Source organism: Azospirillum oryzae (assembly GCF_900177515.1).
Lineage (GTDB): Bacteria > Pseudomonadota > Alphaproteobacteria > Azospirillales > Azospirillaceae > Azospirillum > Azospirillum oryzae_A.
Window position 1 is genome coordinate 126,485 of record NZ_FXAK01000007.1, and the last position, 26,157, is coordinate 152,641.

The following is a 26,157-nucleotide window of genomic DNA, read 5'->3' on the forward strand; positions in this document are numbered from 1 at the left end:
GCTCAGTGGGCGTTGTTGGAGCGGGCGTTGTTGGTCGGGCCGCCGTACTTGCCGCCGACGATGAAGCGCGACAGGTAGGTCGGCAGGATCACCTCGCAGGTCGCCAGTTCGGTGATGCCGAGATCCTTGAAGCCCAGCGCGGTCGGGGAGACGACGTTGTCCCGCTTCAGCAGCGCGACCTGGTCGCGGGTCAGCGCCGGGGCCAGCACCGGCACCTTCTCCAGGATGCCGGCCAGCGATTCGGCGAAGTTCCAGGGGATGGTCACCAGCGGACGGTGGCGCTGGATGTCCTTCTGGGTCAGTTCCAGCAGTTCGCGGAAGGTGTAGACGCGCGGGCCGCCCAGCTCATAGGTCTTGCCGCGGGCGCCGTCGCTCTCCAGCGCGGCGACGACGGCGTCCGCCAGATCGCCGACATAGACCGGCTGGAACAGGGTCTTGCCGCCGCCGATCAGCGGCAGGACGGGGGCCTTCTGCGCCATCGCGGCGAACTTGTTGAAGAAGTTGTCCTCCGGCCCGAAGACGATGCTGGGGCGCAGGATCGTCGCCGCCGGGAAGGCGGACAGCACCGCCTGCTCGCCGGCCGCCTTGGAGCGGGCGTAGATCGACGGCGAGGTGGCGTCGGCGCCGATGGCGGAGACATGGACCAGCCGGTTGACCCCGGCCGATGCCGCCAGCCGGGCGATGCGCGAGGCGGCGTCGACATGCACGCCCTGGAAGCTCTGGCTCCCGCGCTCGTACAGCACGCCCAGCAGGTTGATGGCGATGTCCGCCCCCTGCAGGGCGCGGGCGACCGACACGTCGTCGGTGCAGTCGGTGGCGAAGGGCACGATCTGGCCGACGGCGCCCGCCGTCTTCAGGAAAGTGGCCTTGCCCGGGTTGCGGGTGGCGATGCGGATGAGGGCGCCCGACTTGGCGAGGCGCCGGATCAGGTGGCGGCCGATGAAGCCCGAACCGCCGAACACCGTGATAACCTGAGTGCGATAGGACATCGACCGTCTCCCGTGTCGTTGCGCGCCGGAACCGGGGTTTCCGCGCGGCGGCCTTTTCATGGCCCGCCTCGCGCCCCCGCGCGTCGTCCGACTGTGTGTCGCCTGGATGACTGCTGGAACTGCGGGCATGCTTATAGCGAATGGACCGCCGCCAAGCCAGGGGCTGCATCGTCGCGCCCGCCGGCCGCGCGCGAAAACCCGCGATGCGGCAAAAAAATGAAGGGGTCGAAAAAAAGCTGTTGACGCCCCCCGGCCGGATCATTAAACAACCGCCCACACACCGAGCACCGAGCCCAGGTGGCGGAATTGGTAGACGCGCAGGTTTCAGGTACCTGTGGCAGAAATGTCGTGGAAGTTCGAGTCTTCTCCTGGGCACCATTTCTTTCTACCCGGCTGCGCCGCATGCACAGCTCCTTCGATCGAGAAGGGGAAAGTGCAGAGCGGCGTTCGTCGTTTCTAGGGTCCATGGCCGGGGGCCTGACCACCCCGGGACGCGACCATGCCCATCGACCTTCATGACGGCGACCTCCCCGACGGCCTCGACCTCGCCGCCGGCGCCCGCGACAACTGCGTGGCCATCGACACCGAGACCATGGGGCTGAACCCCCACCGCGACCGCCTCTGCCTGGTGCAGCTGTCGGCCGGCGACGGCGCCGTCCATCTGGTCCAGTTCCGCCCCGGCCAGTACGAGGCGCCGAACCTGAAGCGCCTGCTGACCAACCCCGGCGTGACCAAGCTGTTCCACTTCGCCCGTTTCGACGTGGCGGTGATGAAGGCCTATCTCGGCGTCAGCTGCCAGCCGGTCTATTGCACCAAGGTGGCCTCCAAGCTGGTCCGCACCTTCACCGACCGCCATGGCCTGAAGGACCTGTGCAAGGATCTGCTGGGCGTGGAGATCTCCAAGCAGCAGCAGTCCTCCGACTGGGGCGCTCCCGAGCTGACCACCGACCAGATGAAGTATGCCGCCTCGGACGTGCTGCACCTGCACGACCTGAAGGCGAAGCTGGACGTCATGCTGGCGCGCGAGGGTCGCACCCATCTGGCCCAGGCCTGCTTCGACTTCCTGCCCGCCCGCGGCGAGCTGGACCTCGGCGGCTGGGAAACCCCGGACATTCTGGCGCACTGACCCGCGCGGTAAACGCCCTCTCCCGTCCCGGGACGGGAGAGGGCGCCGTCTGCGACACCTCACCCCCTGACCGGCCGTGGATTTGACCGGGCGTCCGCCGGGGGGCATACTGCGCGACGCGCCTGCCGGGAGTCCTCCGGGCAGGCGCCGTGTTTGTGAACGGCCCGCGGACGGGCCTTTTGAATGGAAGGCATGACAGCCTTGACCAGCGTTATCACCTCCAGTCTGGCTGGCAGCCTGACTGGCAGCCAGACCGACGGCTCGACCGCTTCGACGGAGTCCGGCGCCGTGGAGAACCGCGATCTCGCCTGCGCCACCCGCGTCCTGCGGACGGAGGCCGATGCGCTGGTCGCGCTGGCCGGCAGCCTCGACGGGGAGTTCCTGCGGGCGCTCGACATCCTTCAGGGCATCGAAGGCCGCGTCGTCGTCACCGGCATGGGCAAGTCGGGGCATGTCGCCCGCAAGATCGCCGCGACCATGGCCTCGACCGGCACGCCGGCCCTCTTCGTCCATCCGGGCGAGGCCAGCCACGGCGACCTCGGCATGATCGCCCGGATCGACGCGGTGGTGGCCCTGTCCAACTCCGGCGAGACGCACGAGCTGGCGGACATCATCGCCTACACCCGCCGCTTCGGCATCCCGCTGATCGGCATGACCCGCCGGGCCGCCTCCTCGCTGGCCGAGCAGTCGGACGTGGCGCTGGTGGTGCCGCCGGAGCCGGAAGCCTGCCCGCTGGGGCTGGCGCCCACCACCTCCACCACCATGATGCTGGCGCTGGGCGATGCGCTGGCGGTGGCTCTGCTGGAGCGGCGCGGCTTCTCCGCCGCCGATTTCCGCGAGTTCCACCCCGGCGGCCAGTTGGGCCGCGCATTGCTGAAGGTCACCGACATCATGCACAAGGGCGATGATTTGCCCCTGTGCCGTCTTGACTCGCCGCTGTCCGACGTCATCTTCGAGATGACGGCCAAGCGGCTGGGCTGCGTCGGGGTGACCGACGAAGCCGGGGCGCTGGTCGGGATCATCACCGACGGCGACCTGCGCCGTCATCTGACGCCGGAGCTTCTGGCGGAACGCGCGGACAGCATCATGTCGCCGCGGCCCAAGACCATCCGCCCGAAGGCGTTGATCGTCGAGGCGCTGCGCGAGATGAACGACAAGAAGATCACCACCCTGTTCGTGATCGAGGCCGACCGGCCGCTCGGCATCGTGCACATCCACGATGTCCTGCGCGCCGGTGCCGCCTGACGCCGTTCCCGCCCATCATGGAAGCCAAGCGCCGAGCCGGAGGGACGAAGAGTTGAGCCTGGACGACCTGCGCAGCCCCGACCGTACGGAAGCCGACCACACCGCATCCGCCCACACCGGCAGCGGTCGGGAGGTCCGCGCCCCGGCGCCGGCGGAGCCGCCGACCGCGCTCCGGGCGCACCGGCGGCGGAACACGCGTCCGGTCAGCCGGTTCCACAGCCGGTTCGTCTCGGCCCTGAAGTTCGTGCTGCCGGCGGCGGCGCTGGCGATGGTGGCGCTGCTGGCCGCCTGGCCGTCGTTGAACAGCCCGCCGACCCCGCGCGTCTCCGCCGACGCCGGGCAGAGCGAGATGCTGAAGCCGCGCTATTTCAGCCTGGACGAACACAACCAGCCCTTCTCTCTGGTGGCGGCCAAGGCCGACAAGTCGGCCGACCAGCCGGACATCGTCCTGCTGGACGAACCGCAGGCGGAGATGACCGAGAGCACCGGCACCTGGGTGACGATGCGGTCCGACAAGGGCTGGTACAATCAGGTCACCGGCATCCTGCTGATGCGCGGCAACGTCCATGTCCTGCGTGACGACGGCAACGAGTTCACCACCAGCGAGGCCGAGGCCGACATCCGCAAGGGCAACGCCTGGGGCGAGCAGGCGGTGACCGGCCAGGGTCCGCAGGGCGAGATCAACGCCAAGGGCTTCCGCATGTCGGACCGCGGCAAGAACGTCGTCTTCCTCAACCAGTCGAAGGCCGAGGTCCAGGCCGCCGAGCGCCCCGGGAGCAAGAAGCCGTGACGTCCAAACGGTCGCCATTCCGTCACCCCCAACTCCGTATTGCCCTGACCCTGTCGGCCATCCTGGCCGGCGGGCTTTTCTCTTTTTCCGCTCCGGCCTTCGCCCAGGGGCTGCCCGGCATGGGCGGCAAGCAGCCGGTGGAGATCAACGCCGATCAGGCGATCGAATGGCACCAGGACGTCCGCGCCTATGTGGCGCGCGGCAACGCGTCGGCCAAGCGCAACGACTCGACCGTCTTCGCCGACGTGCTGACCGCCTATTACCGCGAGGTGCCCGGCAAGGGGAACGAGGTGTTCCAGCTGGTGGCCGACGGCAATGTCCGCATCGTCAGCCCGACCCAGCAGGTGTTCGGCGACCATGGCGTCTATGATGTCGACAAGCAGGTTGCCGTCGTCACCGGCAAGGACCTGAGGCTGGTCACCACCAAGGACGTGGTCACCGCCCGCGACAGCCTGGAATATTACGAGGCGCAGGACCTGACGGTGGCGCGTGGCGACGCCGTTGCGGTGCGCGGTAACGACCGCCTGCGCGCCGACGTGCTGATCGGCCGGCTGAAGAAGATGCCGGACGGCACCACCCAGATGGAGCGGATCGACGGCTCCGGCAATGTCGTCGTCACCACCCCCACTGACGTGGCGCTGGCCGACAAGCTGGTCTATTCCGTCGCCGACAACGTCGCGGTGCTGATGGGCAACGTCAAGATCACCCGCGGCGACAACCAGCTGAACGGCGAAGCCGCCGAGATGAACATGAACACCAAGATCAACCGCGTCATCGCCGGCCGCGACGCCGGCGGCCGGGTCAGCGGCCTGCTGATCCCCGCCGAGAAGAATGGGGCCGGCAATGGCAGCGCCCCGGCGGCCAAGAAGCCGTGACCGTGCTGACCGCGAACGGACCCGGCGCCGCGCCCGCCGGCAGCAGCCCCACGGCATCCACCCCGACCGAAGGGCTGGTGGCCCAGCATCTCGGCAAGTCGTTCAAGAAGCGGCCGGTGGTGCGCGACGTCTCGATCAGCGTCCAGCGCGGCGAGGCGGTCGGGCTGCTCGGCCCCAACGGCGCCGGCAAGACCACCTGCTTCTACATGATCACCGGCCTGATCGCCGCCGATTCCGGCACGATCACGCTGGACGGCCAGGACATCACCGCCCTGCCGATGTACCGCCGCGCCCGGCTCGGCATCGGCTATCTGCCGCAGGAGGCCTCGATCTTCCGCGGCATGACGGTGGAGAACAACATCCGCTCCGTGCTGGAGGTGGTGGAGAGCGACCGCGACGCGCGCGAGGCGATGCTGGACGAGCTGCTGGCCGAATTCTCGGTCACGCATCTGCGCCGCTCCCCAGCCCTGGCGCTGTCGGGCGGCGAGCGGCGGCGCGTGGAGATCGCCCGCGCGCTGGCCGGACAGCCGCACTTCATCCTGCTGGACGAACCGCTGGCCGGCATCGACCCCATCGCCGTGAACGACATCCGCGAGCTGGTCGGCCACCTGCGCGACCGCGGCATCGGCGTGCTGATCACCGACCATAACGTGCGTGAAACGCTCGACCTCGTCGATCGGGCATACATTTTGCACGATGGTGTGGTACTAATGGAGGGACGGCCGGACGAGATCGTGGCGCACGAGGGCGTGCGCCGGGTCTATCTCGGCGACCGGTTCAGTCTGTAGCCCTCTGTTTCCACTGGTCCCGGTTCCACAGCCATGGCGCTTGCTCAACGTCTCGACCTTCGACAAGCCCAGACACTGGTGATGACGCCGCAGCTGCAGCAGGCGATCAAGCTGCTGCAGCTGTCGAACATCGAACTGTCGGACTTCGTCGACCGCGAGATCGAGCAGAACCCGCTGCTGGAGCGTGACAGCGGCCCCGGCGACGGCGGCAGCGACCCGGTTGTCGGCGACGGTGCCGGCGGCGAGGCGCCGGGCGGTCTGGATGGCCCCGGTGGCATGGAGGCGAACGGCCTCAGCATCGACGGGCTGAACGGCCGCGACGACGGGCCGGCGCTGGCGCCGAGCGACGGGCGCACGCGCGACACCGTGGAGATGACCTCGTCGGACACGATGGCCTCCTCGTCGGAGGCGCCGCTCGACACCGATTTCGAGAATGTCTATGGCGACGACCGCTTTTCCGACGGCTCGGACGGCGGCAGCGAGGTCTACGGCTCCTATGGCGAGCGCGGCGGCCGCAGCGGCTTCGACGACGACGACAGCAACCTCGAAGCGACGCTGACCAGCGAAAAGAACCTCCGCGACCACCTGACCGAGCAGCTGAAGATCGACCTGCCCGACCATGGCGACCAGCTGATCGGGCTGGCCCTGATCGACATGCTGGACGAGGCCGGCTGGCTGGTCGGCTTCGACGCCCAGGCGATGGCCGAACAGCTGGGCTGCGACGCGGAGCGGGTGGAGCGGGTGCTGGCCGCCTGCCAGCGCTTCGACCCGCCCGGCATCTTCGCCCGCTCGCTGAAGGAATGCCTGGCGATCCAGCTGCGCGAGAAGAACCGGCTCGATCCGGCGATGGCGGCGCTGCTCGACAATCTGGAGCTTCTGGCCGCGCGCAACCTGCCGGCCATCATGAAGGTCTGCGGCGTCGATGCCGAGGATGTCGCCGACATGGTCGTCGACATCCGCAAGCTGAACCCGAAGCCGGCGCTGGCCTTCGACCACACCCCGGCCCAGCTGGTCACCCCCGACATCCTGATGCGCGCCAACCCCGGCGGCGGCTGGCTGATCGACCTGAACCCGGACACGCTGCCGCGGGTGCTGGTCAACCACCGCTATTTCGCCCGCATCTCCGACAGCGCCCGCAACAAGGCCGACAAGGAATACATCTCCGAACGCTTCCAGTCGGCGAACTGGCTGGTGAAGTCGCTGCACCAGCGCGCCACCACCATTTTGAAGGTGGCGAGCGAAATCATCCGCCAGCAGGATGCCTTCTTCATCCATGGCGTCTCGCATCTTCGGCCGCTGATCCTGCGCGACATCGCCGAGGCCATCGGCATGCATGAGAGCACCGTCAGCCGCGTCACCACCAACAAGTTCATGGCGACCCCGCGCGGCGTCTTCGAGCTGAAATACTTCTTCACCTCCGCCATCCAGGGTGCGGACGGCCAAGCCTCCCATTCCGCGGAAGCGGTTCGGCACCGCATCAAGACCATGATCGACGCCGAGAAGCCGGACGACGTGCTTTCGGACGACAAACTGGTGGAGATTCTCCGTGCGGAAGGGATCGACATTGCGCGAAGGACGGTCGCGAAGTATCGTGAAGCGATGAAAATACCGTCATCGGTGCAGCGGCGCCGTGCCAAGATGTCACGCATGTAAGCGGGTCTGACAGGGGAGGGCTCGATTGACAGTCAGATGCCCCTTGCCTATCGTCCCGGCCCGCAAGCGGCGGACCAGCATCTTCTAGCCGGCATCTTCGGGCGTCGTCTCTACACCGTCCCCAGCGGACCAATTTTTGGAAACGTTCCACCATGCAACTCTCCGTCAAAGGCAAGCAGCTCGATGTGGGCGACGCTCTGCGCACCCATGTGGCCGATAGCCTGAACGCCGTCGTCGGCAAGTACTTCGACAAGCCGATCGAGGCGAACGTCGTCCTGACCAAGGACGCGCATCTCTACAAGGCCGACATCCAGGTCCATGTGGGCCGCGGCATCGTCCTGCAGAGTGCCGGCGACGCCACCGAACCCTACCCGGCCTTCGACATCGCCTGCGAGAAGCTGGCCAAGCGCCTGCGCCGCTACAAGCGCCGCCTGCGCGACCACCACGCCGCCGAGAACGGCGCCGCCCTGCCGGCCAGCTACCGCGTGCTGGAGGCCGAGGCCGAGGAACACCACGACGAGGTCGAGACGGCCGCCGACGGCGCCGCCAACCCGATGGTCGTGGCCGAGATGGAGACGAGCATCGCCACCCTGTCGGTCAGCGAGGCGGTGATGCGCCTGGAACTGGCGCAGGCCCCCGCCCTGATGTTCCACAACGGTGCGCATGGCCGCCTGAACATGGTCTATCGCCGCGCCGACGGGAACATCGGCTGGGTCGACCCGGCGGAGAAGGCCGGCGCCTGACGGCGCCGACCCGTCCCACTGGTCAAGAAGCGTCATGCTCGACCTCATCTCTCCGCACGCCATCCTCCCGAACCTGAAGGCCGGCAACAAGAAGCAGGCCCTGCAGGAGATGGCGCGCAAAGCGTCCGAGCTGACCGGTCAGCACGAGCGGGCGATCTTCGACGTGCTTCTGGAGCGCGAAAGGCTGGGCACGACCGGCGTGGGCCATGGCATCGCCATCCCGCACGGCAAGCTGTCCAGCCTGGACCGCGTCCACGGCGTCTTCGCCCGCCTGGAGCGGCCCATCGATTTCGACGCGATCGATGAGCAGCCGGTCGATCTGATCTTCCTCCTCCTCGCCCCGGAACAGGCGGGAGCCGACCATCTGAAGGCGCTCGCCCGCGTGTCGCGCCTTCTGCGCGACCAGTCCATGTGCGAGAAGCTGCGCGGAGCCGAATCCGGCGACGCGATGTACGCGCTCCTGACCCAGCACGAAGCGACCCCGTCCAACTGACGGGCCGCCGGTGAGGGGCACGGCATGCCGAAAGGGCCGCCGCACGGGATCGTGCGCGGCCCTTTTTCTTTGGCGCTTGAACACCGATTGGAGTGGGGCCGGACCGGGCGGTATACTGGACCGGGCCGACATGACCGACGGGGGCCAACAAGGCCATGGCAGGCGTATCGCGCAAGCCTTGGATTACGCCGCAGGAATACCTCGCTGCCGAGCGGGTCGCGGAGGTCCGCCACGAATATGTCGACGGCGAGATCTTCGCCGTGGTCGGGGCGAGCCGCCGTCACGCGACCATCGTCGGCAACCTGTTCGTCGCCCTGCGGCAGGCCGCCCGCGCCCGCGGATGTCATGCCTATGCGAATGATGTGAAGGTCCGGGTCGAGGCGGCGAACGCCTTCTACTACCCCGACCTCGTCGCGACCTGCGCCGGTGGCGACGACGACCCCGATGTCATCAAGGACCCGGTTCTGGTCGTGGAGGTGCTGTCCGACAGCACCGAAGCCATCGACCGCCGCGAGAAGCGGACCAACTACCAAAAGATCCCGTCCCTGCGCGAGATCGTCCTCGTCTCGCAGTCCGAACGTCTGGTCGAGGTCTACCGCCGCGACGGCAGCGGCTGGACCGCCGATGTGGTGCGCGAGGGTCCGGTCATGCTGGCCGCGTTGGACCTCTCTCTGCCGTTGGACGCGGTGCACGAGGACTGAGAGCGATCACGGGACCGCCCGCTGGGCCGGTCTCATGTTAGCCACGCCGCAAGCTGCCCTGCTTGCTGTCTTCACAGGCGAGGCGATAGTTCGTGTGCGTGAGTGACGCCAGCCCGATCCAAAATGCGGCGAAAAACCACCGATAAGGTTGTTTCCGCTTGAGGGCTCCCCATCTTCATGGCACGTTGGAGATATGTCGACGAAGCGTAAACCAACCTACGCCCTGGCTAGCTTTCAGGCAGTGGTTGCCCACGAGATCAAATCGCGGGGCGATAACGGGGTGATTACCGGCAGTGCAATCAAGGGCGCTCGCTCCATAGGTCTTGGTATTTCCCAGATGGGCAACGTTATTGCTTCACTTACTACGAGCCACTTCAATCACTCTGTGACCACCATCGGCAACAGTAAGGAATGGCAGGACGTTTATCACTTCCCATATGAAGACAACCTAACGATCTATATCAAGTTTCGTGCCGACGCTGTGTGCGAGTTCCGCCTACTGTCGTTCAAGGAAAAGGACGAGGGATCATGATGATGACCAACACCGACAATGCAAAGCAGAAACCGCATTGCGACTGTGGTGGCGAAATGGTCCGAGATAGCCGGCCTATGGATTTCACATATCGCGGCCAGTCAATCACTCTGGATCAACCTGCTTGGTACTGTACCTCGTGCGGAGAAAGCCTGCTGTCTGTCTCAGACGGTCTTGCGACGGAGGCGGCATTCATGGACTTCAAGGCCGTTGTCGATGGCTCGTTGCCCGCTGCCGAGGTGAAGCGAATCCGGAAAAAACTGCGGCTGACGCAGGATGAGGCGGGCAGACGGCTCGGTGGCGGACCCGCTGCTTTCAACAAATACGAAAAGCGTCGAGAAATCCCCTCGCGAGCCATGGCCAATCTGCTCAGGCTTCTGGATCGAGATCCGAGCCGGCTGAATGAACTCGCACCCACCGATAAATCGGCGGCGTAATTTTGGAGCTTGGCTACGCCCAATGGCCGCCGACTCAGTGTCGGCGGCCATTGGTGTTTTAGACCTGTATGCCGATTCTAACGACTCGCCCCTCACCCCCGCTCCGCCCAGCCCATGTAGTTCACGTCCAAGTCCCGCGCGTTCAGCCGGAACTCGTCGCTCAGCGGGTTGTACGTGATGCCGGTCAGGTCGCGTACGCTCAGCCCGTACGTGCGTACGGCGGCGTTCAGTTCGGACGGGCGCAGGAACTGGCGCCAGTTGTGGGTGCCGCGCGGCAGCCAGCGCAGGATGTACTCAGCCCCGACGATGGCCAGCGCGAAGGACTTCGGCGTGCGGTTCAGCGTCGCCAGGAACAGTACGCCGCCGGGGGCCAGCAGGTCGGACAGCGACTTCACGAACAGGTTCACGTCGGCGACATGCTCGATCACCTCCATCGCCAGCACCACGTCGAACTTTTCGCCGCTGGCGGCCAGGGCCTCGGCGGTGGTGGCGCGGTAGTCGACGGTCGTGCCGGTCTCGGCGGCGTGGGTGGCGGCGGTCTTGATGTTCTTCTCCGACGCATCGACGCCGACCACCTCGGCACCCATCCGCGCGATCGGTTCGGCCAGCAGGCCGCCGCCGCAGCCGATATCGACCACGCGCAGGCCTGCCAGCGCATTGGGCGCCAGCGGGTCGCGACCCAGCCGCTTGCAGACGCTGTCGCGGATATAGGTCAGGCGCAGCGGGTTCAGCCGGTGCAGCGGCTTGAACTTTCCGGTCGGATCCCACCATTCGGCGGCGATGGCGGAGAAGCGGGCGACATCCTCCGGATCCACCGTCCCACCAGCCGGGGCGGTTGCGGACGCGTGCGGGAAGGCGGAGGATGAGGCGGTCATGGTGAAAATCCGTAAACTGTGAGGCGGGACGGGTGCGGGCAACTTGCCTCGCTTCCACCGACGGAGTATGGATACGCCGCCCCGCGCCGGCAACGGTGGAGCGGGGGTGCGCTCAGCCGACCCGCATGATCCTGATGGCATGATCCAGATGGCATGACCGGGCGGCCAGACATGGTGTGAGGTATGGCGCGGATCGTCCTGAAGTTCGGAGGCACGTCGGTCGGCGACATCGACCGCATCAAGAACGTGGCCCGGAAGGTCGAGCAAGAGGTGAAGGCGGGGCATCAGGTCGCCGTCGTCGTGTCGGCGATGTCCGGCGTGACCAACCAGCTCGTCAAATACTGCAACGACATCGACAAGCTGCACGACGCGCGCGAATATGACGCGGTCGTCGCATCGGGCGAGCAGGTGACCTCCGGTCTCCTGGCCATCGCCCTGCAGTCGCTCGGCATTCCCGCCCGCTCCTGGGCCGGCTGGCAGGTGCCGATCCGCACCGACGACACGCACGGCAAGGCGCGCATCGTCTCCATCGACACCACCGAGATGGAAAAGTCCCTGCAGACCGGCGAAGTCGCCGTGGTCGCGGGCTTCCAGGGCGTGTCGGAACAGGGCCGCATCGCCACGCTGGGCCGCGGCGGCTCGGACACCTCGGCGGTGGCGCTGGCGGCGGCGGTGAAGGCCGACCGCTGCGACATCTACACCGACGTCGACGGCGTCTATACCACCGACCCGCGCATCGTCGCCAAGGCGCGCAAGCTCGACAAGATCACCTACGAGGAAATGCTGGAGATGGCCTCGCAGGGGGCCAAGGTGCTTCAGACCCGCTCGGTCGAGATGGCGATGAACCACCGCGTGCGCGTGCAGGTGCTGTCGAGCTTCGAAGCCGCTGCGGGCAGTTCGCTTCCCGGAACCCTGGTTGTTGACGAGGACGAGATCGTGGAAAAGGAAGTTGTTAGCGGCATCGCCTACAGCCGCGACGAGGCGAAGATCACCCTGGTGGGCGTCGCCGACCAGCCGGGCGTCGCCGCCGCCATCTTCGGTCCGCTGACCGACAACGCCGTCAACGTCGACATGATCGTCCAGAACGTGTCGGAAGACGGCAAGTCCACCGACATGACCTTCACCGTCGGCAAGGCGGACATCGCCCGCGCCGTGAAGGTGCTGGAGGACGCGCAGTCCACCCTGAACTACAAGCGCATCATTTCCGATGCCAACGTGGTCAAGGTGTCGGTCATCGGCGTCGGCATGCGCAGCCATGCCGGCGTCGCCCAGCGCATGTTCAAGGCGCTGGCCGACAAGGGCATCAACATCCAGGTCATCTCGACCTCGGAGATCAAGATCTCGGTCCTGATCGCCGAGGAGTATGCGGAGCTGGCGCTGCGCGCCCTGCACACCGCCTACGGCCTGGACGCCGCCTGAGCGCAGGTGGCGACCCGGGTGCCGGGGACCGCAACAGCAGGGGAGGGCCGGCCATGACCGACGCCACATCATACGCGGCGGCAGCATCGGCCCGGCTCGACCGGCTCTGGCAGCGGGGCCGGGAGTTCCTCGGCACCCGCACCGCCGTGATGGGCGGAGCCATGAGCTGGGTGTCCGAACGGCACCTGGTCTCCGCCATTTCCAACGCCGGCGGCTTCGGCGTGCTGGCCTGCGGCTCCATGGCCCCGGACCAGCTGGCGGTGGAGATCGCCGGCACCCGGGCGCTGACCGACAAGCCGTTCGGCGTCAACGTCATCAACATGCACCCGGCGCTGGACCAGCTGATCGACGTCTGCCGCGAGCAGTGCGTCGGCCATGTGGTCGTCGCCGGCGGCCTGCCGTCCGGCGCCACCCTGCGCCGCATCAAGGACGGCGGGGCCAAGGCGATGGCCTTCGCGCCGACGCTGACCGCCGGCCGGCGGCTGGCCAAGCACGGCGCCGACGCGCTGGTGATCGAGGGAACCGAGGCCGGCGGCCATATCGGCCCGGTCTCCACCACCGTTCTCGCCCAGGAAATCCTGCCCGAGCTGCGCGAGGTGCCGGTGTTCGTCGCCGGCGGCATCGGCCGCGGCGAGACGATCCTCTCCTATCTGGAACTGGGGGCGGCCGGCGTGCAGGTCGGCACCCGCTTCGTCTGCGCCACCGAATGCGTGGCCCACCCCAACTTCAAGCAGGCCTTCATCCGGGCCTCCGCGCGCGACGCCCAGCCGTCGGTGCAGATCGACCCGCGCTTTCCCGTCATCCCGGTGCGGGCGCTGGCGAACGAGGCGTCCAAGCGCTTCATGGAATTCCAGCGCGACGTGATCGCCAGGGTCGATTCCGGCGTCATGAGCCGCGACGAGGGCATGCTGGAGATCGAGCATTTCTGGGCCGGCGCGTTGCGCCGGGCGGTGATCGAGGGCGACGTGGAGAACGGCTCCCTGATGGCCGGGCAGAGCGTCGGGCTGGTCACCCGCGAACAGCCGGTGGCCGACATCCTGGCCGAATTGATCGCCCAGGCCGAATCGGCTCTGGCCCGGCGGGCGATGGATGAGGCATCGTTAGCCAAGATGGCGGAGCCGCCCGTGGGAGCGCTGTAGCGATGACCGACACCCTCGACACGGCAACCGGTGGCGGCGGTATGGAGGGGGGAATGGACGTGCGTTTCGACGGCACCTCGTCGCGCCGGCTGCTCGCCCGGCTGCGCGACATCATGGCCGGGTCGGGGTCGGGGCAGGACCGGCTGGACAAGATCGTCACGCTGATCGCGGCGGAGATGAAGGCGGACGTCTGCTCCTGCTATGTCATGCGCGCCGGCGAGGTGCTGGAGCTGTTCTCCACCGAGGGCCTGAACAAGACCGCCGTCCACAACACCCGCCTGCGCGTGGGCGAGGGCATCGTCGGCTACATCGCCGGCCACGCCCGCCCGGTGGCGCTGGACAACGCGCCCTCCCACCCCAGCTTCGCCTACCGCCCGGAGACGGGCGAGGACCCGTTCCAGTCGCTGGCCGGCGTTCCGATCCTGCGCGGCAGCAAGGTGCGCGGCGTGCTGGTGATCCAGCACAAGGACCGCCGCCGCTATGTCGAGGAGGAGGTGGAAACCCTCCAGACCATCGCCATGGTCGTCGCCGAACTGGTGGCGCAGAGCGAACTGGTCAACCCGGTGGAGGTCACCACCACCGGCGATCCCGTGCTGCTGCCGGCCCGCCTGTCGGGCACGGCGATGAGCGCCGGGCTGGCCATGGGCCTCGCCGTCATCCACCGGCCGCAGCTGACCGTCCGCCAGATGGTGGCGGAGGATGCCGATGCCGAGCTGGAGCGCTTCAACACCGCGCTGCAGACCATGCACAGCGCCATCGACGACCTGCTGGAAGCGGCGTCGCTGGCGGGGCTCAGCGAACCGCGCGACATCCTGGAGACCTACCGGATGTTCGCCGAGGACCGCGGCTGGCTGTCGCGCATCCGCGAGGCGATCCGCGTCGGCCTGACGGCGGAAGCGGCGGTGCAGCAGGTGCAGAACGACACCCGCGCCCGCATGAGCCATCTGACCGATCCCTACATCCGGGAACGGTTGATGGATTTTGAGGACCTGACCAACAGGTTGCTGCAACATCTGGCCGGCAAGACCAGCGGCACCGACGGCGCCACCCTGCCGGACGACATGATCCTGGTCGCCCGCTCCATGGGGCCGGCGGAGCTGCTGGATTACGACCGTACCCGCCTGCGCGGCCTGCTGCTGGAGGAAGGCTCGCCGGCCAGCCATGTCTGCATCGTCGCCCGCGCGCTGAACATCCCGGTGGTGCAGGCGGCCGACGCGCTGAACCGAATCGAGCCGCTGGACCAGCTGATCGTCGACGGCGACCATGGGCAGGTGTTCATCCGTCCCGCCGAAGACATCCAGATGGCCTTCGCCGAGGCGGTGGCGCTGCAGCACCGCAAGGAACAGATGTATGCGGAGATCCGCAAATTCCCGTCGGTGACGCGCGACGGGGTGCCGATCTCCCTGCATCTGAACTGCGGCCTGCTGATCGACCTGCCGCACCTGACCGCCAGCGGCGCGGAGGGCGTCGGGCTCTACCGCACCGAAATCCCCTTCATGGTCCGCGCCTCCTACCCCGACGTGAAGGCGCAGACCGACCTCTATTCCCGCATCATGAACGAGGTCGGGGAGAAGCCGATCGTCTTCCGCACGCTGGATGTCGGCGGCGACAAGATGCTGCCCTACATGACCGGTGGCGAGGAGGAGAACCCGGCCTTGGGCTGGCGTGCCGTGCGCATCGGGCTGGATCATCCGTCGCTGCTGCGCCAGCAGTTGCGCGCCCTGCTGCAGGCCGCCGCCGGCCGGCCGCTGTCGGTGATGTTCCCGATGATCGCCGAGGTCGCGGAGTTCGACGCCGCCCGCCGCCTGCTGGAGCTGGAGCTGAAGCGGCTGGCCGCCCAGGGCATCGAGCCGCCGAGCAGCCTGCGCGTCGGCACGATGCTGGAGGTGCCGTCCCTGTTGTGGCAACTCCCCGCCCTGCTGCCCAAGCTGGATTTCCTGTCGGTCGGCTCCAACGACCTGACCCAGTATCTGTTCGCCGCCGACCGCGGCAACCCGCGCACCTCGACCCGCTACGACCCGCTGTCGCCGTCGATGCTGTGCGTGCTGCGCCGCCTGGTCGACGAATGCACCCGGCACAAGGTGTCGCTCAGCATCTGCGGCGAGATGGCCGGCCGGCCGCTCGACGCCATGGCGCTGATCGGCGTCGGCTTCCGCACCCTGTCGATGTCGCCGCCGTCGGTCGGCCCGGTGAAGACGATGCTGCGCTCGCTCGAGGTCGCGGCGCTGCGCGATTACATGAGCGGGCTCTACACCGGGGCCGACCACAGCCTGCGCGACAAGCTGAAGACCTTCGCCAAGGACCATGGCGTGATGATCTGACGGGACTGTCGCCCGGGCCACGCGAGCCTGTCGCAAAGTAAAAAAGGCGGCGCCGATATGGCGCCGCCTTTTTCATGGGCCGCTCCTGCTGAAAAAGCAGGCAGAGAAATAGAAGGAACAGTCAGAGGGTTGCCGGCGTAATCCATTCGCGCCGCGATCCGATGTGAAGCGAAATTGCGAAAAGCTGTATGAGTCCGCGCAAAGTCTGTTAGGCTTTTTCAGAGGATTTACAGCGCGGTCCATGCGCCTTACGTCCATCCTTTCCCCCGATCCCTTGCTGCCGCGGGTCGACATCGGCACGCACCGTCACCGGCATGCTTTTTCATCGGAGGGCCTTCATGCGCATTCGCCTGGGTTATCGGCTGAATTTCAGCTTTCCTGCCCCCACCCCGATGATTGTGATGCTGAACGTGCATTACACGCGCGTCGGCGATCTGGAGCGGCCCGACCACATCGTCACCAGCGTGCCGGCGCCGATCCAGGGCTATCGCGACAGCTTCGGCAACTGGTGCAGCCGGCTGGTGGCGCCCGCCGGCGCCGTCACCATCAGCGCCGACAGCATCATCCGCGACAGCGGCGCGCGTGACCCGGTGGACCACGGCGCCGTACAGCACCGCGTGGACGAGTTGCCGGCCGACACCCTGCTGTTCCTTCTGGGAAGCCGCTATTGCGAGACCGACGTGCTGTCGGACGAGGCCTGGCGGCTGTTCGCGGGCACCCCGCCGGGTTGGGCGCGGGTGCAGGCGATCTGCGACTTCGTCCACGGCCACGTGACGTTCGGCTACGAGCATTCGCGCCCGACGCGGACCGCAGCCCAGACCTATGCCGAGAAGCGCGGGGTCTGCCGCGACTACGCCCATCTCGCCATCGCCTTCTGCCGCGCCATGAACATCCCCGCGCGCTACTGCACCGGCTACATCAGCGACATCGGCGAGCCGCCGCCCTATGCGCCGATGGATTTCGCCGCCTGGATGGAGGTGTATCTGGGCGGTCGCTGGCATGTCTTCGACCCGCGGAACAACGCTCCGCGGATCGGGCGTATCCTGATCGCGCAGGGGCGCGACGCCGCCGACGTGCCGCTCACCCACACCTTCGGCCCCAACACCCTGACGGAATTCCAGGTCTGGACCGACGAGGTGACCGCCTGATCCGCGCCCGCCCTTCCGGTTATGCCTAACCTGCCGCACCTTGGCCCGCCGTGGCGTCCAGCGCCGCGGAGGACGGCGGGACGGGCGTGCGGGCCCGTTCACGGCGCGGCAACTGGGCGATCCGGTGCAGATCGGTCACCCAGGGCGAGGGGTAGCTGTCGGTGCCGAAGACCCAGACGGCATCGACGGCGCCATCCGGCTTGCGCAGCAGCACGCGGGCGTCATGCCCGTCCTTTCCGGCCTGGTTGGCGGCCTGAACCGCGGCGATGAGGGCGCCGGCCTGTCCGTTGACGAAGGGGCCATAGCGCTCCCCCTCGAACCGGATGAACCAGCCGTCCGTCCGGCACGACACGATGTAATGGGCTGAAAGACTCATGAGGTCACTGCTCCTTGAAGGCGGTCGCGCCGGCGGCACGGGCCATGGTGAGGCGGGTCAGCACGGCGCCCCGCGGCAGCCCGGCATGGCCCGGCGGCGGAAAGGTCGGCGGAAGGCGGCCGGCTTCCAGCGTGGCGTGAGGCAGCGGATGCCAGCGGCGCTCGGCATTGGTCCAGCGCAGCTGCTCGCGCAGCAGATCGGCGCCATGGGGGCATTGCCCCTCGATGGAGTGGAGCGGGGATGTCATGGCCGTTCGACCGGCCGTAATGTCAGAAAAAAGAAGGCAAGGCTTGTCCCGGCGTCCATGGGGGCTCTCCGACAGTATTCTCCGACGATGGCCGGTTGATCGGCAGGATCGGTGGTCATGCCGTCCGGATGGAGTCACGCCAGAAAAACGCTTCGGATGCAGGATCCTCGGCAACGAGGAAACAAGTCTGGAGTGACTTCGTTAAATTCTAAATGGTGATCTGTTGGGAGGTTTGCAATGAATATTCTAAACAAATCGTGATCGTCCGGATGATCAGACTCGAAATCAAAGATTATTTTTCCGGTAATCTTAGGAGGATCATTGTCTGGTTTTGTTGAGATTCATCGTCGGCCTGAAGGCTTGCCGACCTGAGGCGTCACGGCACGGCGTGTGGCCGCGTTCGGCACGGTGGCACTTATTCAATACCCGAGGCGCTGAGCCTCACGTCGCGGACGGGGACGCCCCCGTCCGCGACATAGGGGGCTGCCGGGGTCTGGACGCACTTGGGCTGGTTAGCCCCTGGGCGCCTTCCGCCCGACGGCGACCAGCACTCCGGCGAGCATCAGGAAGAGAACCGCGCCGCCGCCCCAGACCCGGACGTAGCCGGGCATTCCAAGACTGGGGACCAGGGCGTAGACGGCGGCGAGCACCGCCCACACGGCGGCGATGACGACAACGAGCCAAAGCTCTTCGTTCAGTTTCATGGCGGGTCTCCTGCGCTCAATGGCCGTGCCCGCCGCCGATGGCGATGATCGGCAGCGACTGGATCAGCTGGAACGCGACGATGGTGAAGACGTACATGGCGGCGACCAGCGCCGCGACCGACAGCGGCCCGGTCCAGGCCGGGGCGGCGCCGACGCCGCGCGACCCGGTCCGCCAGTCGACCACCGGCGCCTGTTGGAGGGACGGGCGCAGCGACAGCAGGGTGCGGACGACGCCGTAGACGCTGACCGAGAGGGCGATGGCGAAGACGGTGGCGCCGACGCCGACCAGGGCCATCAGCACCGGCCATGCGGCCGGGGCCATGCCGCCATAGCTGACGTCGAAAGCCCGGCGGGGCACGCCCATGACTCCGGCGGTGATGCCCGCCGCGCCGAAGATCAGCAGGCCGATGGTCACGATGGCCGGCATGCGCCGCAGCAACTCCGGGCGCCACAGGCTGCCTCCGCCAAGCGCCGGCAGGATCACCATCAGTGCCGCCAGGAAGGTCTGGGTCAGCACGCCGACCGCGAAGAAGTGGAAATAGCCGGGCACGAAGAAGGTGTCCGACAACATCGGCGCCAGCTTCTCCTGGATCAGGACGAAGGCGAAGGTGATGCCGAGCATCATGTTCACCACCGCCCACCCCATGTTCGCCATCGCCGGGTTGCGCCAGGGCAGGCCCCGCATCCAGCCGAAGAAGCCGGTGGCGCCACGCGCCCGGGCGCTCGCCTCCAGCGAGGAGGCGATGATTGCAAAGGCCGCCAGGGTCGGCACGGAGACGAACAGCGACAGCAGCGAGCCGACGACCCGGACGCTCTCCGACAGGTTCGGCTCCAGGAACATGTGGTAGAGGCTGGTCGGCGGAACGAAGACCAGATAGGCGGCAAAGACGATCTTCGACAGGCGGGCGCCGTGGATGGACGTCACCCCGGTCAGGTGCTCGCTCAGCACGTACCACACCAGCACGGTGGCCATCAGCGGCAGGTAATGCAGGTTGTGGAACAGGATGTGCCATTCGGTGCCGTGGTCGGCCGGGAACGGTCCCGTGCCGAGCGCCCACAGCAGGCCGGGAAGAAAGGCGTTGGTGGCTGCGATGGCGCTGACCACCAGGAAGCCGGCCCAGGCGAACAGGGCGAAGCCGATGGAGGTGAACTCGCTGGCCTCACCGCGCAGCCGGGGCTGGAGCACGGTGGCGATGCCGCTGAGGGCGGACGCCGTGAGGCCGGCAGACAGCAGCAGGTAGCCGAGCGCGAAGACCCCGACGGAGCGCGGGTCGTCGGCGGCAAGCTCGGGGCTGCCGTCATAGAGCAGCGGCGTGCCGGTGGCGGAGATCCACTCGCTGACGCCGAAGCCCGCCAGCATCAGTGCGGCGCCGAGCCACGCCAGCGGGCGCAGGGCGAGGCCACGGCCATTCTCCGCCGCCGCCAGCACCAGCAGCAGCGCTGCCTGGATCAGGTAGAGCCAGTAGAAGAACACGGACACGCCGTGCAGGGTCAGGAGGCGGTAGGCGTCATCCGGGAAGAAGGTGAGCGCCCCGGCGCGGGCGAGCGCGGTCACGAAGCCGCCAAACAGGCCGAGCACGAGCGCCAGCAGAGCGGCGCCGAACAGCAGCGTGAGGAGGGCTTTGTCGGTACCCGGCAGTGCGGCGACCCGAGCCGTGAGGCGCGAGCGCGATCCCACCGGGGCGACGGAGGTCGAAATACTGTCCATGGTGGAGTCTCCCCGGCTCAGCCGACGACGATGCGGCCGTGCATGGCGTCATGCGCCTGGCCGCAATAGACGGTGCAGTACACGAGGTGCTCGCCCGGCTTGGTGAAGGTGATCGTCTGCTCGGTCACGACGTTCGGCCGCAGGCGGATGATGCGGCTGGCAGCCCCCAACTGGATCGACGCGCCATGCGTGATGTCGTCCGCCATCATGCGGAACCGGTACGGCACGCCTGCCTTGAGCCGGAGGACGTCCGGGCTGTAGGCGAATTTCTGTGCCATCAGATAGACGTCGACCGGCTCGACGGACGCCATCTCCGCACCGTGGCCGTGGCCGGCATCGGCATGACCATGGCCGCCGTGTGCGTCGCCGCCATGGGCGTCCGCATCGGCGTGTGGATTCACGCTGCCATCCTTCTGCGCGTATTTCTGGACGAAGAAGTCATGCTCGAAGCGGAACTCCTCGGGCGCCATGCCCGCGGCCGCGCCGTGGCCGCCTGTTTCTGCGGGGATCTCCGCGGTGCCATGCCCATCGTGGCTGCCGTGTGCGTCGGCTTTTGGGGACGCGTCCTTGCGGCCGCCGAAGGGAAGCGGGGCAGCGCCATAGGCTGCCCAGGCGCCGTACAGGGAGACGGCGCTGAAGCCCAACGCGGCGATGAAGCCGCGACGGGTCGTGACATGCCTCTCGGACATGATGAGAGTCCTCTGATCGCGTGGTCGGAATCGCTCGCGCACGCCGCCGGTCAGGCGGCGCATGGCCGGGCGTCCGACACAGGCGTCAGGGCGCGCGGCCGATCAGAGGCTGGTCTTCGGAGGGGGCGTGTCCGGCGTGATGTCCCGGGCGCTCGGGACGAAGCCGGCCTGCGGGTGCCAGGACGTTTCGACCATGGTCACCGGGATGCTGAGGCTGTGCCGCGCCGGAGCCTCGGCCGCCGGGCAGCAGGTCGCCGCGACGGCGAGGGCGGCCTTGTGGTGATCGCTCTGGGATGGTGCAGAGGGCGGCGGGGCGTGATGGGAGCCGTGATGGCCCATCGAGCCGGCCGGCATGTCCACATGCGCCCCCACATTCGCCATGGCTCCGCCCGCCGCGCCCATCAGGAGCGCGAAGCCGAACGCCAGAATGGCGAAGATGTGGCCCAACCGCTTCATGCCAGCCGTCGCTTTGAACGACCCGGATCCGTCCGGGCCGGCACAACCATAGTCTCCCGCATGTGTGCGGGCATTGATGTCCGTCAACCGGCATCGTCGATCGACTGCCGTTGACGTCGCGCGTTTTTCGTATTGACCCTCCCACCGCTGGAGGGTTGATGCTTGCTTTACTGCCTGGATTGGTGATGGAAGCGGAGTGACCTTCCGCCGCACTTTTCCGGGACCCTGACAGGGGCGGTCGTCGAGACGATCGTGCTGTTGCAGGGACAAGGGAATGGTATTACCTTTGGCAGAGGGGCCGGTGGGCACAGCTAAGGTGCCGTCCGATCTCGGACAAGGAAGGCAATCGCCATGTGGCGTGGGACGTGGTCGACGGTGAGGAGGGTGGTGGTGAGCCTGCTGATGCTGGCCACGCTGCTCGTCTATGCCGTGCCGAGCCACGCCAGTCTGCTGCCTCACCAGCATTCGCCGGCGCCTCATGAGCACGGCTTGGTCGACACGCACGACGATGGTGTCGCTGGCGTGGCAGACCATGAGCACAAGCAGGACCCCTGCAAGGATCTTGGTGTGCTCGGCGACGATGCCTGCTGCAGCGTCGCCCAATGCGCGACCATGCATGGCGGCCTCCCCGCCGATGCCATTGCGGCCTTCATTCCGGCCCTCGACCGGGCAGACCATCTGCTTGCCCTGGCCACGCCCGAAGGCATCGGCAGCGACCCGGCACTCCGTCCCCCTCTCTGATCCTCTGACGCCACGAGTCTGTCCGCGCCCAGCTTGAGCTTCGGCTCAGCGAAGGACGTCGCCGGATGTCGTGCGCGCGGCCTTTGTGTCCCCGGCGCTCCCGCATGGAGTCCGGCCGGGATGGCTCGAACCAGATGATCAGACGGAGGACGCCATGTCGTCTTTCACCCGCACACTGCTCCCGGCCTTTGCGCTCGTCGCCATGATGTCGGCTGCCCAGGCCCAGACCGCCACCACTCCGGACCAGGGTCAGGACCACCAGGTCCACCACCCGAACGGCGCCACCACCACCCAGGACCAGCCCACTGTGGCCCCGGTGCAGCCCGGTACCCAAGCCCAGGGAGGTCCGCCCAGCGCGAACCGGCCCGGCATGATGATGGGCGGCATGATGGGCCAGCAGAGTGGCCAATCCAGCATGATGGGGCCGGGCATGATGGAGCAGATGATGCCCATGATGCGCCAGATGATGATGGGTCAGCAGGGTGGCATGGGCGCCATGGGCGCCATGGGCCTGCCGTTCGAGCACGTCGAGGGCCGCATCGCCTTCCTGAAGGCGGAGCTCAGGATCACCGATGCCCAGGCGCCGCAGTGGAATGCCTTCGCCGACACCCTGCGGTCGAACGCCAAGGCCCATCAGGCCATGCACGAGCAGATGACCAAGGGCGGCCTGCCGTCCGCGTGGCCGGAGCGGCTGGCCGCTCAGCAGAAGGTCCTGGCGACCCGGCTCGACGCCGCCAAAGCGCTCGAGGCCGCCGCCAAGCCGCTCTACGCCGCGCTGAGCGACGACCAGAAGAAGGTCGCCGACCAGCTGTTCGCCGGCCCGATGGGCATGATGTGAGGAGGCGGCCATGACGCACGAGGCCCCGGGATACGGACTGTGGATGCCGGTCATTTTCAACCTCCAGGAGAGTGCTGCCCTCCGCGTCTTCGGCATCGCCTACGAGCGGTATGCCGCCGTCACGCCGGGATGGGTCCCGCAGCCTGCCGGACATGGGCCGAACCGCCCCAAGGTAGGAGGGTCGTTTGGTGCGTGAGTTCGGCTCCAAGCGTATGACGCAGGCGGCGGCGGCGGCAGTTGCCGTCTGCCTGCTGGCACTTCCGGCCGGGGCGCAGACCCTGCGCGATGCCGTGGAGGGGGCGTGGCGGCTCAATCCTGAGATCCGGTCGCTGGAGGCCAAGCGGGGGCAAGCGGTGGCCCAACGCGGCGCCGGGGAGTCGCTGGTGCCGTCCGCTCCGGCCGTCACCCTGCGGCACATCACCGATGTGGTGGGCCGCAATGTCGGGCGGCGCGAGTATGAGGCCGAAGTCGGCGTCCCGCTCTGGCTGCCCGGCCAGGGCACGGCGACCGTCCGCGCCGCCGACGCGCTGCTGGCGCGCACCGACGCGGAGATCGCGGCGCGCCAACTGGCCGTCGCCGGAGAGGTCCGGACGGCACTGTGGCAGATCGCGCTCCTTGAGCGGCGTGTCGAACTCGCCCGTCAGCGCCTCGCGGTGGCGCGCCGTCTTGAGGCCGACACGAAGCGCAGCTCCAAAGCCGGGGAAACCTCCGAGGCCGACCACCAGCTGGCGCGCGGGGAGGCCCTCGCCGTGGCCGCGGAGGTCCGGGACGAGGAGTTGACCCTGGAGGAGGCCCGGCAGGCGTTCCGCACGCTGACCGGCGCCACGGTCCCGAAAGCCACGCCCGAGCCGCTGATCGGCGAGCAGCCGCTCGACCGGCACCCGGTGCTTCAGGCGGCTCGCCTGGGCGTCCGGTCGGCCCAGGCGCAGAGGCAGCTGGTCGATCTCACCACCCGCGATAGCCCGGAGGTCGGCGTTCTGGCCCGCAAGGAGCGGGATGGTCGTGGGGAGCGCTTCGACACCATCCTCGGCCTGTCGGTGCGCATCCCGTTCTCGGTGGACGCGGTCAATGCCCCCAAGCGCGCCGAGGCAGCCACCGAGGTGGTCCGCAGCGAAGCCGAGCAGGCGAACGCGGAGCGCACCATCGAGACCGAAATCCGGCAGGCCCGCCTGGCCCATCAGGCCGCCACCGAACGCCTTTCCATCGCCCGCGACCGCGCCGCCGCGCTCAAGGGGCGCCTGTCCATCGTCGAGCGGGCGAGAAAAGGCGGCGAGATCAGCCTCGTCGAGTTCGTGCGGGCCCAGGAGGCGGCTTTCGAAGCCGACCTCGCCCGTGCCACTGCCGAAATCCAGGTCGGCGCCGCGCGCGCCCGTTTGAACCAGTCTCTCGGAGTTCTTCCATGATCCACCGACGCCTTCTCGCCGCGGCCTCGATCGCCGCGAGCCTTGCCGCGCCGGTCGCCCTTCCGACGCTGGCTCATGAAGGCCATGAGCACGGCGACGCTCCCAAGCCGGTCGTCGCCACCGCCACACCGACGATGGAGACGTCCTCGTCGGACTTCGAACTGGTGGCGGTCGTCCAGGGCAAAGGCCTGCTGGTCTACCTGGACCGCTTCACCACCAACGAGCCGGTGACCGGCGCGACCGTCGAGGTCACCGCCGATGGGGAAGCCGTGACCGCCTCCCCCGTTTCCGGGGAGGAGGGCGTCTACCGCCTCGACGCCGCGTGGGTGTCGAAGCCGGGTCCGCACGAGTTGACCGTGTCGGTGACGGCGGCCGACGCCGCCGACCTGCTGATCGGCACGCTGGAGATCCCGGCGACCGTCCAGCCCGTCGAGCCCAATGGCGGGCGCGGCGTGTCGGCCATGCTCGGTCAGGTGCGGCATGATCCTGGCCTGATGCTGGGGGCCGTCATGCTCTTCCTGCTCGGCGTGCTGACCACGGTGGCGCTGACCCAGCGGGGCCGGGCGCGCACGGTCGCCGGAGCGGCCCTGCTCGGCCTCGGCCTGTTGCTGGCCAGCGGCGCCGCTTTCGCCCATGGCGGCGAGGATCACAGCCATGCCGATGAGGCGAAGGACAAGACTCCAGGAGCAGCGGCGGCGCCGATGGCGGTGACCGGCGCGGCGGAGAGCCCGCGCAGGCTGCCGGACGGCAGCCTGTACGTGCCCAAGACGTCACAGCGCCTGCTGTCGGTGCGCACCACGGTCGCCAAGACGCAGCAGGCGGCGCAGACAGTCCAGCTGATCGGCCAGATCATCGCCGATCCGAACGGCGGCGGTCACGTCCAGGCGACCCAGAGCGGCCGCATCGAACCGGGCGAGAAGGGGTTGCCCTATGTCGGTCAGCGTGTCGAGGCCGGGCAAATCCTGGCCACCATCACGCCGGCCGTGAACGTGGTCGACCGCAGCGGCATCCAGCAGCAGATCGCCACGGTCGAGCAGGAGCTCGTCATCGCCGAGTCGCGGGTGCAGCGCCTGCGGAAGCTGGAAGGCAGCGTGCCGCAACGGGACATCGAGGAAGCGGAGGCCAACCTCAACGGCCTGCGCAAGCGCCGTGCCGCCCTGTCGCCAACCCTGACCACAAAGGAAGCCTTGCGCGCTCCCATCGCTGGGGTCGTCACCGCCAACAACGTCAAAGCCGGTCAGGTCATCGAGGGCCGCGATCAGGTCCTGTTCGAGATCGTCGATCCGTCGCGGCTGATGGTCGAGGCGGTCGCCTTCGATCCCCGGGTGGCGAACGCCATCAAGGCGGCCACGGCGACGACCGCCGACGGCACCCACCTGTCGTTGGAACTCCTCGGTTCCAGCGTGGCTTTGCGCCAGCAGGCGATCCCGCTGCTCTTCCGGATCGGCAATCCGCCGGCTGGGCTCGGCGTCGGCCAGCCGGTCCGGCTCGTCGCCCAGGTGCAGGGCACCGCATCGGGCATCGTCCTGCCGCGCCACAGCGTGGTGCGCGGCGCCGGCGGTCAGCCGATCGTCTGGCAGCACGAGTCGCCGCAGCGCTTCGTCGCCCGGCCCGTGCGCACCCAGCCGGTCGACGGCGGCACGGTGCTGGTCCTGGCGGGCATCGAGCCGGAGGCGCGCATCGTGACCGATGGCGCCGGCCTGCTGAACCAGGTCCGGTGA

27 protein-coding genes and 1 tRNA gene are annotated in these 26,157 nt (G+C 68.0%); 20 read left to right on the forward strand and 8 right to left on the reverse strand.

Going from position 1 to position 26,157, the window contains the following annotated elements:
- Positions 1–2 precede the first annotated feature (2 nt).
- A complete protein-coding gene (locus B9N97_RS13135; protein ID WP_085087102.1) occupies positions 3–989 on the reverse strand; it encodes a complex I NDUFA9 subunit family protein in 987 nt (328 codons plus the stop codon).
- Positions 990–1,280: 291 nt separating this feature from the next.
- Between B9N97_RS13135 and B9N97_RS13140 the strand changes: the two genes are divergently transcribed.
- The 12 genes from B9N97_RS13140 (at position 1,281) to B9N97_RS13195 (ending at position 10,372) form a co-directional block, all read left to right on the forward strand.
- Positions 1,281–1,367, forward strand: a tRNA-Leu gene (locus tag B9N97_RS13140).
- Positions 1,368–1,488: 121 nt separating this feature from the next.
- A complete protein-coding gene (locus B9N97_RS13145) occupies positions 1,489–2,115 on the forward strand; it encodes a ribonuclease D (RefSeq protein ID WP_085087104.1) in 627 nt (208 codons plus the stop codon).
- A 183-nt stretch (positions 2,116–2,298) separates the two neighbouring features.
- Complete coding sequence (locus B9N97_RS13150; protein WP_143266693.1) at positions 2,299–3,360, forward strand: KpsF/GutQ family sugar-phosphate isomerase; 1,062 nt, start codon at positions 2,299–2,301, stop codon at positions 3,358–3,360.
- A 52-nt stretch (positions 3,361–3,412) separates the two neighbouring features.
- The gene (lptC, locus tag B9N97_RS13155; protein WP_244560704.1) at positions 3,413–4,150 is read left to right on the forward strand and encodes an LPS export ABC transporter periplasmic protein LptC; all 738 of its coding nucleotides are present in this window, start codon (positions 3,413–3,415) and stop codon (positions 4,148–4,150) included.
- Positions 4,147–5,025 carry an LptA/OstA family protein gene (locus tag B9N97_RS13160; RefSeq protein ID WP_085087106.1) on the forward strand — a complete coding sequence of 293 codons (879 nt, stop codon included), beginning with the start codon at positions 4,147–4,149 and terminating at the stop codon, positions 5,023–5,025. Before lptC ends, B9N97_RS13160 begins: the two co-directional genes overlap by 4 nt.
- The gene (gene lptB, locus B9N97_RS13165; protein WP_085087108.1) at positions 5,022–5,813 is read left to right on the forward strand and encodes an LPS export ABC transporter ATP-binding protein; all 792 of its coding nucleotides are present in this window, start codon (positions 5,022–5,024) and stop codon (positions 5,811–5,813) included. Before B9N97_RS13160 ends, lptB begins: the two co-directional genes overlap by 4 nt.
- 33 nt (positions 5,814–5,846) lie before the next feature.
- Positions 5,847–7,466 (forward strand): RNA polymerase factor sigma-54, encoded by a 1,620-nt coding sequence (gene rpoN / locus B9N97_RS13170; RefSeq protein WP_085087110.1) that lies wholly within the window; start codon positions 5,847–5,849, stop codon positions 7,464–7,466.
- A 152-nt stretch (positions 7,467–7,618) separates the two neighbouring features.
- On the forward strand, positions 7,619–8,209 hold the full coding sequence (gene hpf, locus B9N97_RS13175) for a ribosome hibernation-promoting factor, HPF/YfiA family (RefSeq protein WP_085087112.1): 591 nt from the start codon (positions 7,619–7,621) through the stop codon (positions 8,207–8,209).
- 34 nt (positions 8,210–8,243) lie between these two features.
- Positions 8,244–8,702 (forward strand): PTS IIA-like nitrogen regulatory protein PtsN, encoded by a 459-nt coding sequence (gene ptsN / locus B9N97_RS13180; RefSeq protein ID WP_085087114.1) that lies wholly within the window; start codon positions 8,244–8,246, stop codon positions 8,700–8,702.
- Positions 8,703–8,857: 155 nt separating this feature from the next.
- On the forward strand, positions 8,858–9,403 hold the full coding sequence (locus B9N97_RS13185; protein WP_085087116.1) for a Uma2 family endonuclease: 546 nt from the start codon (positions 8,858–8,860) through the stop codon (positions 9,401–9,403).
- A 193-nt stretch (positions 9,404–9,596) separates the two neighbouring features.
- A complete protein-coding gene (locus tag B9N97_RS13190) occupies positions 9,597–9,935 on the forward strand; it encodes a type II toxin-antitoxin system MqsR family toxin (protein ID WP_085087118.1) in 339 nt (112 codons plus the stop codon).
- A complete protein-coding gene (locus tag B9N97_RS13195; RefSeq protein WP_208621216.1) occupies positions 9,932–10,372 on the forward strand; it encodes a type II toxin-antitoxin system MqsA family antitoxin in 441 nt (146 codons plus the stop codon). The genes B9N97_RS13190 and B9N97_RS13195 overlap by 4 nt, the downstream gene beginning before the upstream one ends.
- Before the next feature lie 92 nt (positions 10,373–10,464).
- Here B9N97_RS13195 and ubiG read toward each other — a convergent pair whose 3' ends face one another.
- Positions 10,465–11,247, reverse strand: a complete 783-nt coding sequence (gene ubiG / locus B9N97_RS13200; RefSeq protein ID WP_085087120.1) for a bifunctional 2-polyprenyl-6-hydroxyphenol methylase/3-demethylubiquinol 3-O-methyltransferase UbiG — start codon at positions 11,245–11,247, stop codon at positions 10,465–10,467.
- Positions 11,248–11,430: 183 nt separating this feature from the next.
- Between ubiG and B9N97_RS13205 the strand changes: the two genes are divergently transcribed.
- The 4 genes from B9N97_RS13205 to B9N97_RS13220 all read left to right on the forward strand — a co-directional run bounded on the left by B9N97_RS13205 (position 11,431) and on the right by B9N97_RS13220 (position 17,274).
- Positions 11,431–12,666: an aspartate kinase gene (locus B9N97_RS13205; protein WP_085087122.1), complete on the forward strand. Its 1,236-nt coding sequence runs from the start codon at positions 11,431–11,433 to the stop codon at positions 12,664–12,666.
- A gap of 53 nt (positions 12,667–12,719) precedes the next feature.
- Positions 12,720–13,805: an NAD(P)H-dependent flavin oxidoreductase gene (locus B9N97_RS13210; RefSeq protein WP_085087124.1), complete on the forward strand. Its 1,086-nt coding sequence runs from the start codon at positions 12,720–12,722 to the stop codon at positions 13,803–13,805.
- Positions 13,806–13,846: 41 nt separating this feature from the next.
- Positions 13,847–16,126 carry a phosphoenolpyruvate--protein phosphotransferase gene (ptsP, locus tag B9N97_RS13215; protein WP_085090561.1) on the forward strand — a complete coding sequence of 760 codons (2,280 nt, stop codon included), beginning with the start codon at positions 13,847–13,849 and terminating at the stop codon, positions 16,124–16,126.
- A gap of 338 nt (positions 16,127–16,464) precedes the next feature.
- Positions 16,465–17,274, forward strand: a complete 810-nt coding sequence (locus B9N97_RS13220) for a transglutaminase-like domain-containing protein (protein ID WP_085087126.1) — start codon at positions 16,465–16,467, stop codon at positions 17,272–17,274.
- A 25-nt stretch (positions 17,275–17,299) separates the two neighbouring features.
- Here B9N97_RS13220 and B9N97_RS13225 read toward each other — a convergent pair whose 3' ends face one another.
- The 6 genes from B9N97_RS13225 to B9N97_RS13250 form a co-directional block, all read right to left on the reverse strand.
- Entirely contained in the window at positions 17,300–17,650 is a 351-nt protein-coding gene (locus tag B9N97_RS13225; RefSeq protein WP_085087128.1) for a hypothetical protein, read from the reverse strand.
- 4 nt (positions 17,651–17,654) lie between these two features.
- A complete protein-coding gene (locus B9N97_RS13230) occupies positions 17,655–17,897 on the reverse strand; it encodes a hypothetical protein (RefSeq protein WP_085087130.1) in 243 nt (80 codons plus the stop codon).
- 512 nt (positions 17,898–18,409) lie between these two features.
- Positions 18,410–18,601 (reverse strand): hypothetical protein, encoded by a 192-nt coding sequence (locus tag B9N97_RS13235; protein WP_085087132.1) that lies wholly within the window; start codon positions 18,599–18,601, stop codon positions 18,410–18,412.
- Between the two features lie 16 nt (positions 18,602–18,617).
- Positions 18,618–20,309 carry a cbb3-type cytochrome c oxidase subunit I gene (locus tag B9N97_RS13240; protein ID WP_085087134.1) on the reverse strand — a complete coding sequence of 564 codons (1,692 nt, stop codon included), beginning with the start codon at positions 20,307–20,309 and terminating at the stop codon, positions 18,618–18,620.
- 17 nt (positions 20,310–20,326) lie between these two features.
- Positions 20,327–21,061 (reverse strand): cupredoxin domain-containing protein, encoded by a 735-nt coding sequence (locus B9N97_RS13245; RefSeq protein WP_143266696.1) that lies wholly within the window; start codon positions 21,059–21,061, stop codon positions 20,327–20,329.
- 39 nt (positions 21,062–21,100) lie between these two features.
- A complete protein-coding gene (locus B9N97_RS13250; RefSeq protein ID WP_085087138.1) occupies positions 21,101–21,454 on the reverse strand; it encodes a hypothetical protein in 354 nt (117 codons plus the stop codon).
- A 390-nt stretch (positions 21,455–21,844) separates the two neighbouring features.
- On the opposite strand from B9N97_RS13250, the gene B9N97_RS13255 reads away from it, so the two are divergent.
- The 4 genes from B9N97_RS13255 to B9N97_RS13275 all read left to right on the forward strand — a co-directional run bounded on the left by B9N97_RS13255 (position 21,845) and on the right by B9N97_RS13275 (position 26,157).
- Entirely contained in the window at positions 21,845–22,195 is a 351-nt protein-coding gene (locus B9N97_RS13255) for a hypothetical protein (RefSeq protein ID WP_085087140.1), read from the forward strand.
- A 154-nt stretch (positions 22,196–22,349) separates the two neighbouring features.
- On the forward strand, positions 22,350–23,033 hold the full coding sequence (locus B9N97_RS13260; protein WP_085087142.1) for a Spy/CpxP family protein refolding chaperone: 684 nt from the start codon (positions 22,350–22,352) through the stop codon (positions 23,031–23,033).
- 188 nt (positions 23,034–23,221) lie between these two features.
- Complete coding sequence (locus tag B9N97_RS13270) at positions 23,222–24,436, forward strand: TolC family protein (protein ID WP_143266698.1); 1,215 nt, start codon at positions 23,222–23,224, stop codon at positions 24,434–24,436.
- The gene (locus B9N97_RS13275) at positions 24,433–26,157 is read left to right on the forward strand and encodes an HlyD family efflux transporter periplasmic adaptor subunit (RefSeq protein WP_085087148.1); all 1,725 of its coding nucleotides are present in this window, start codon (positions 24,433–24,435) and stop codon (positions 26,155–26,157) included. Before B9N97_RS13270 ends, B9N97_RS13275 begins: the two co-directional genes overlap by 4 nt.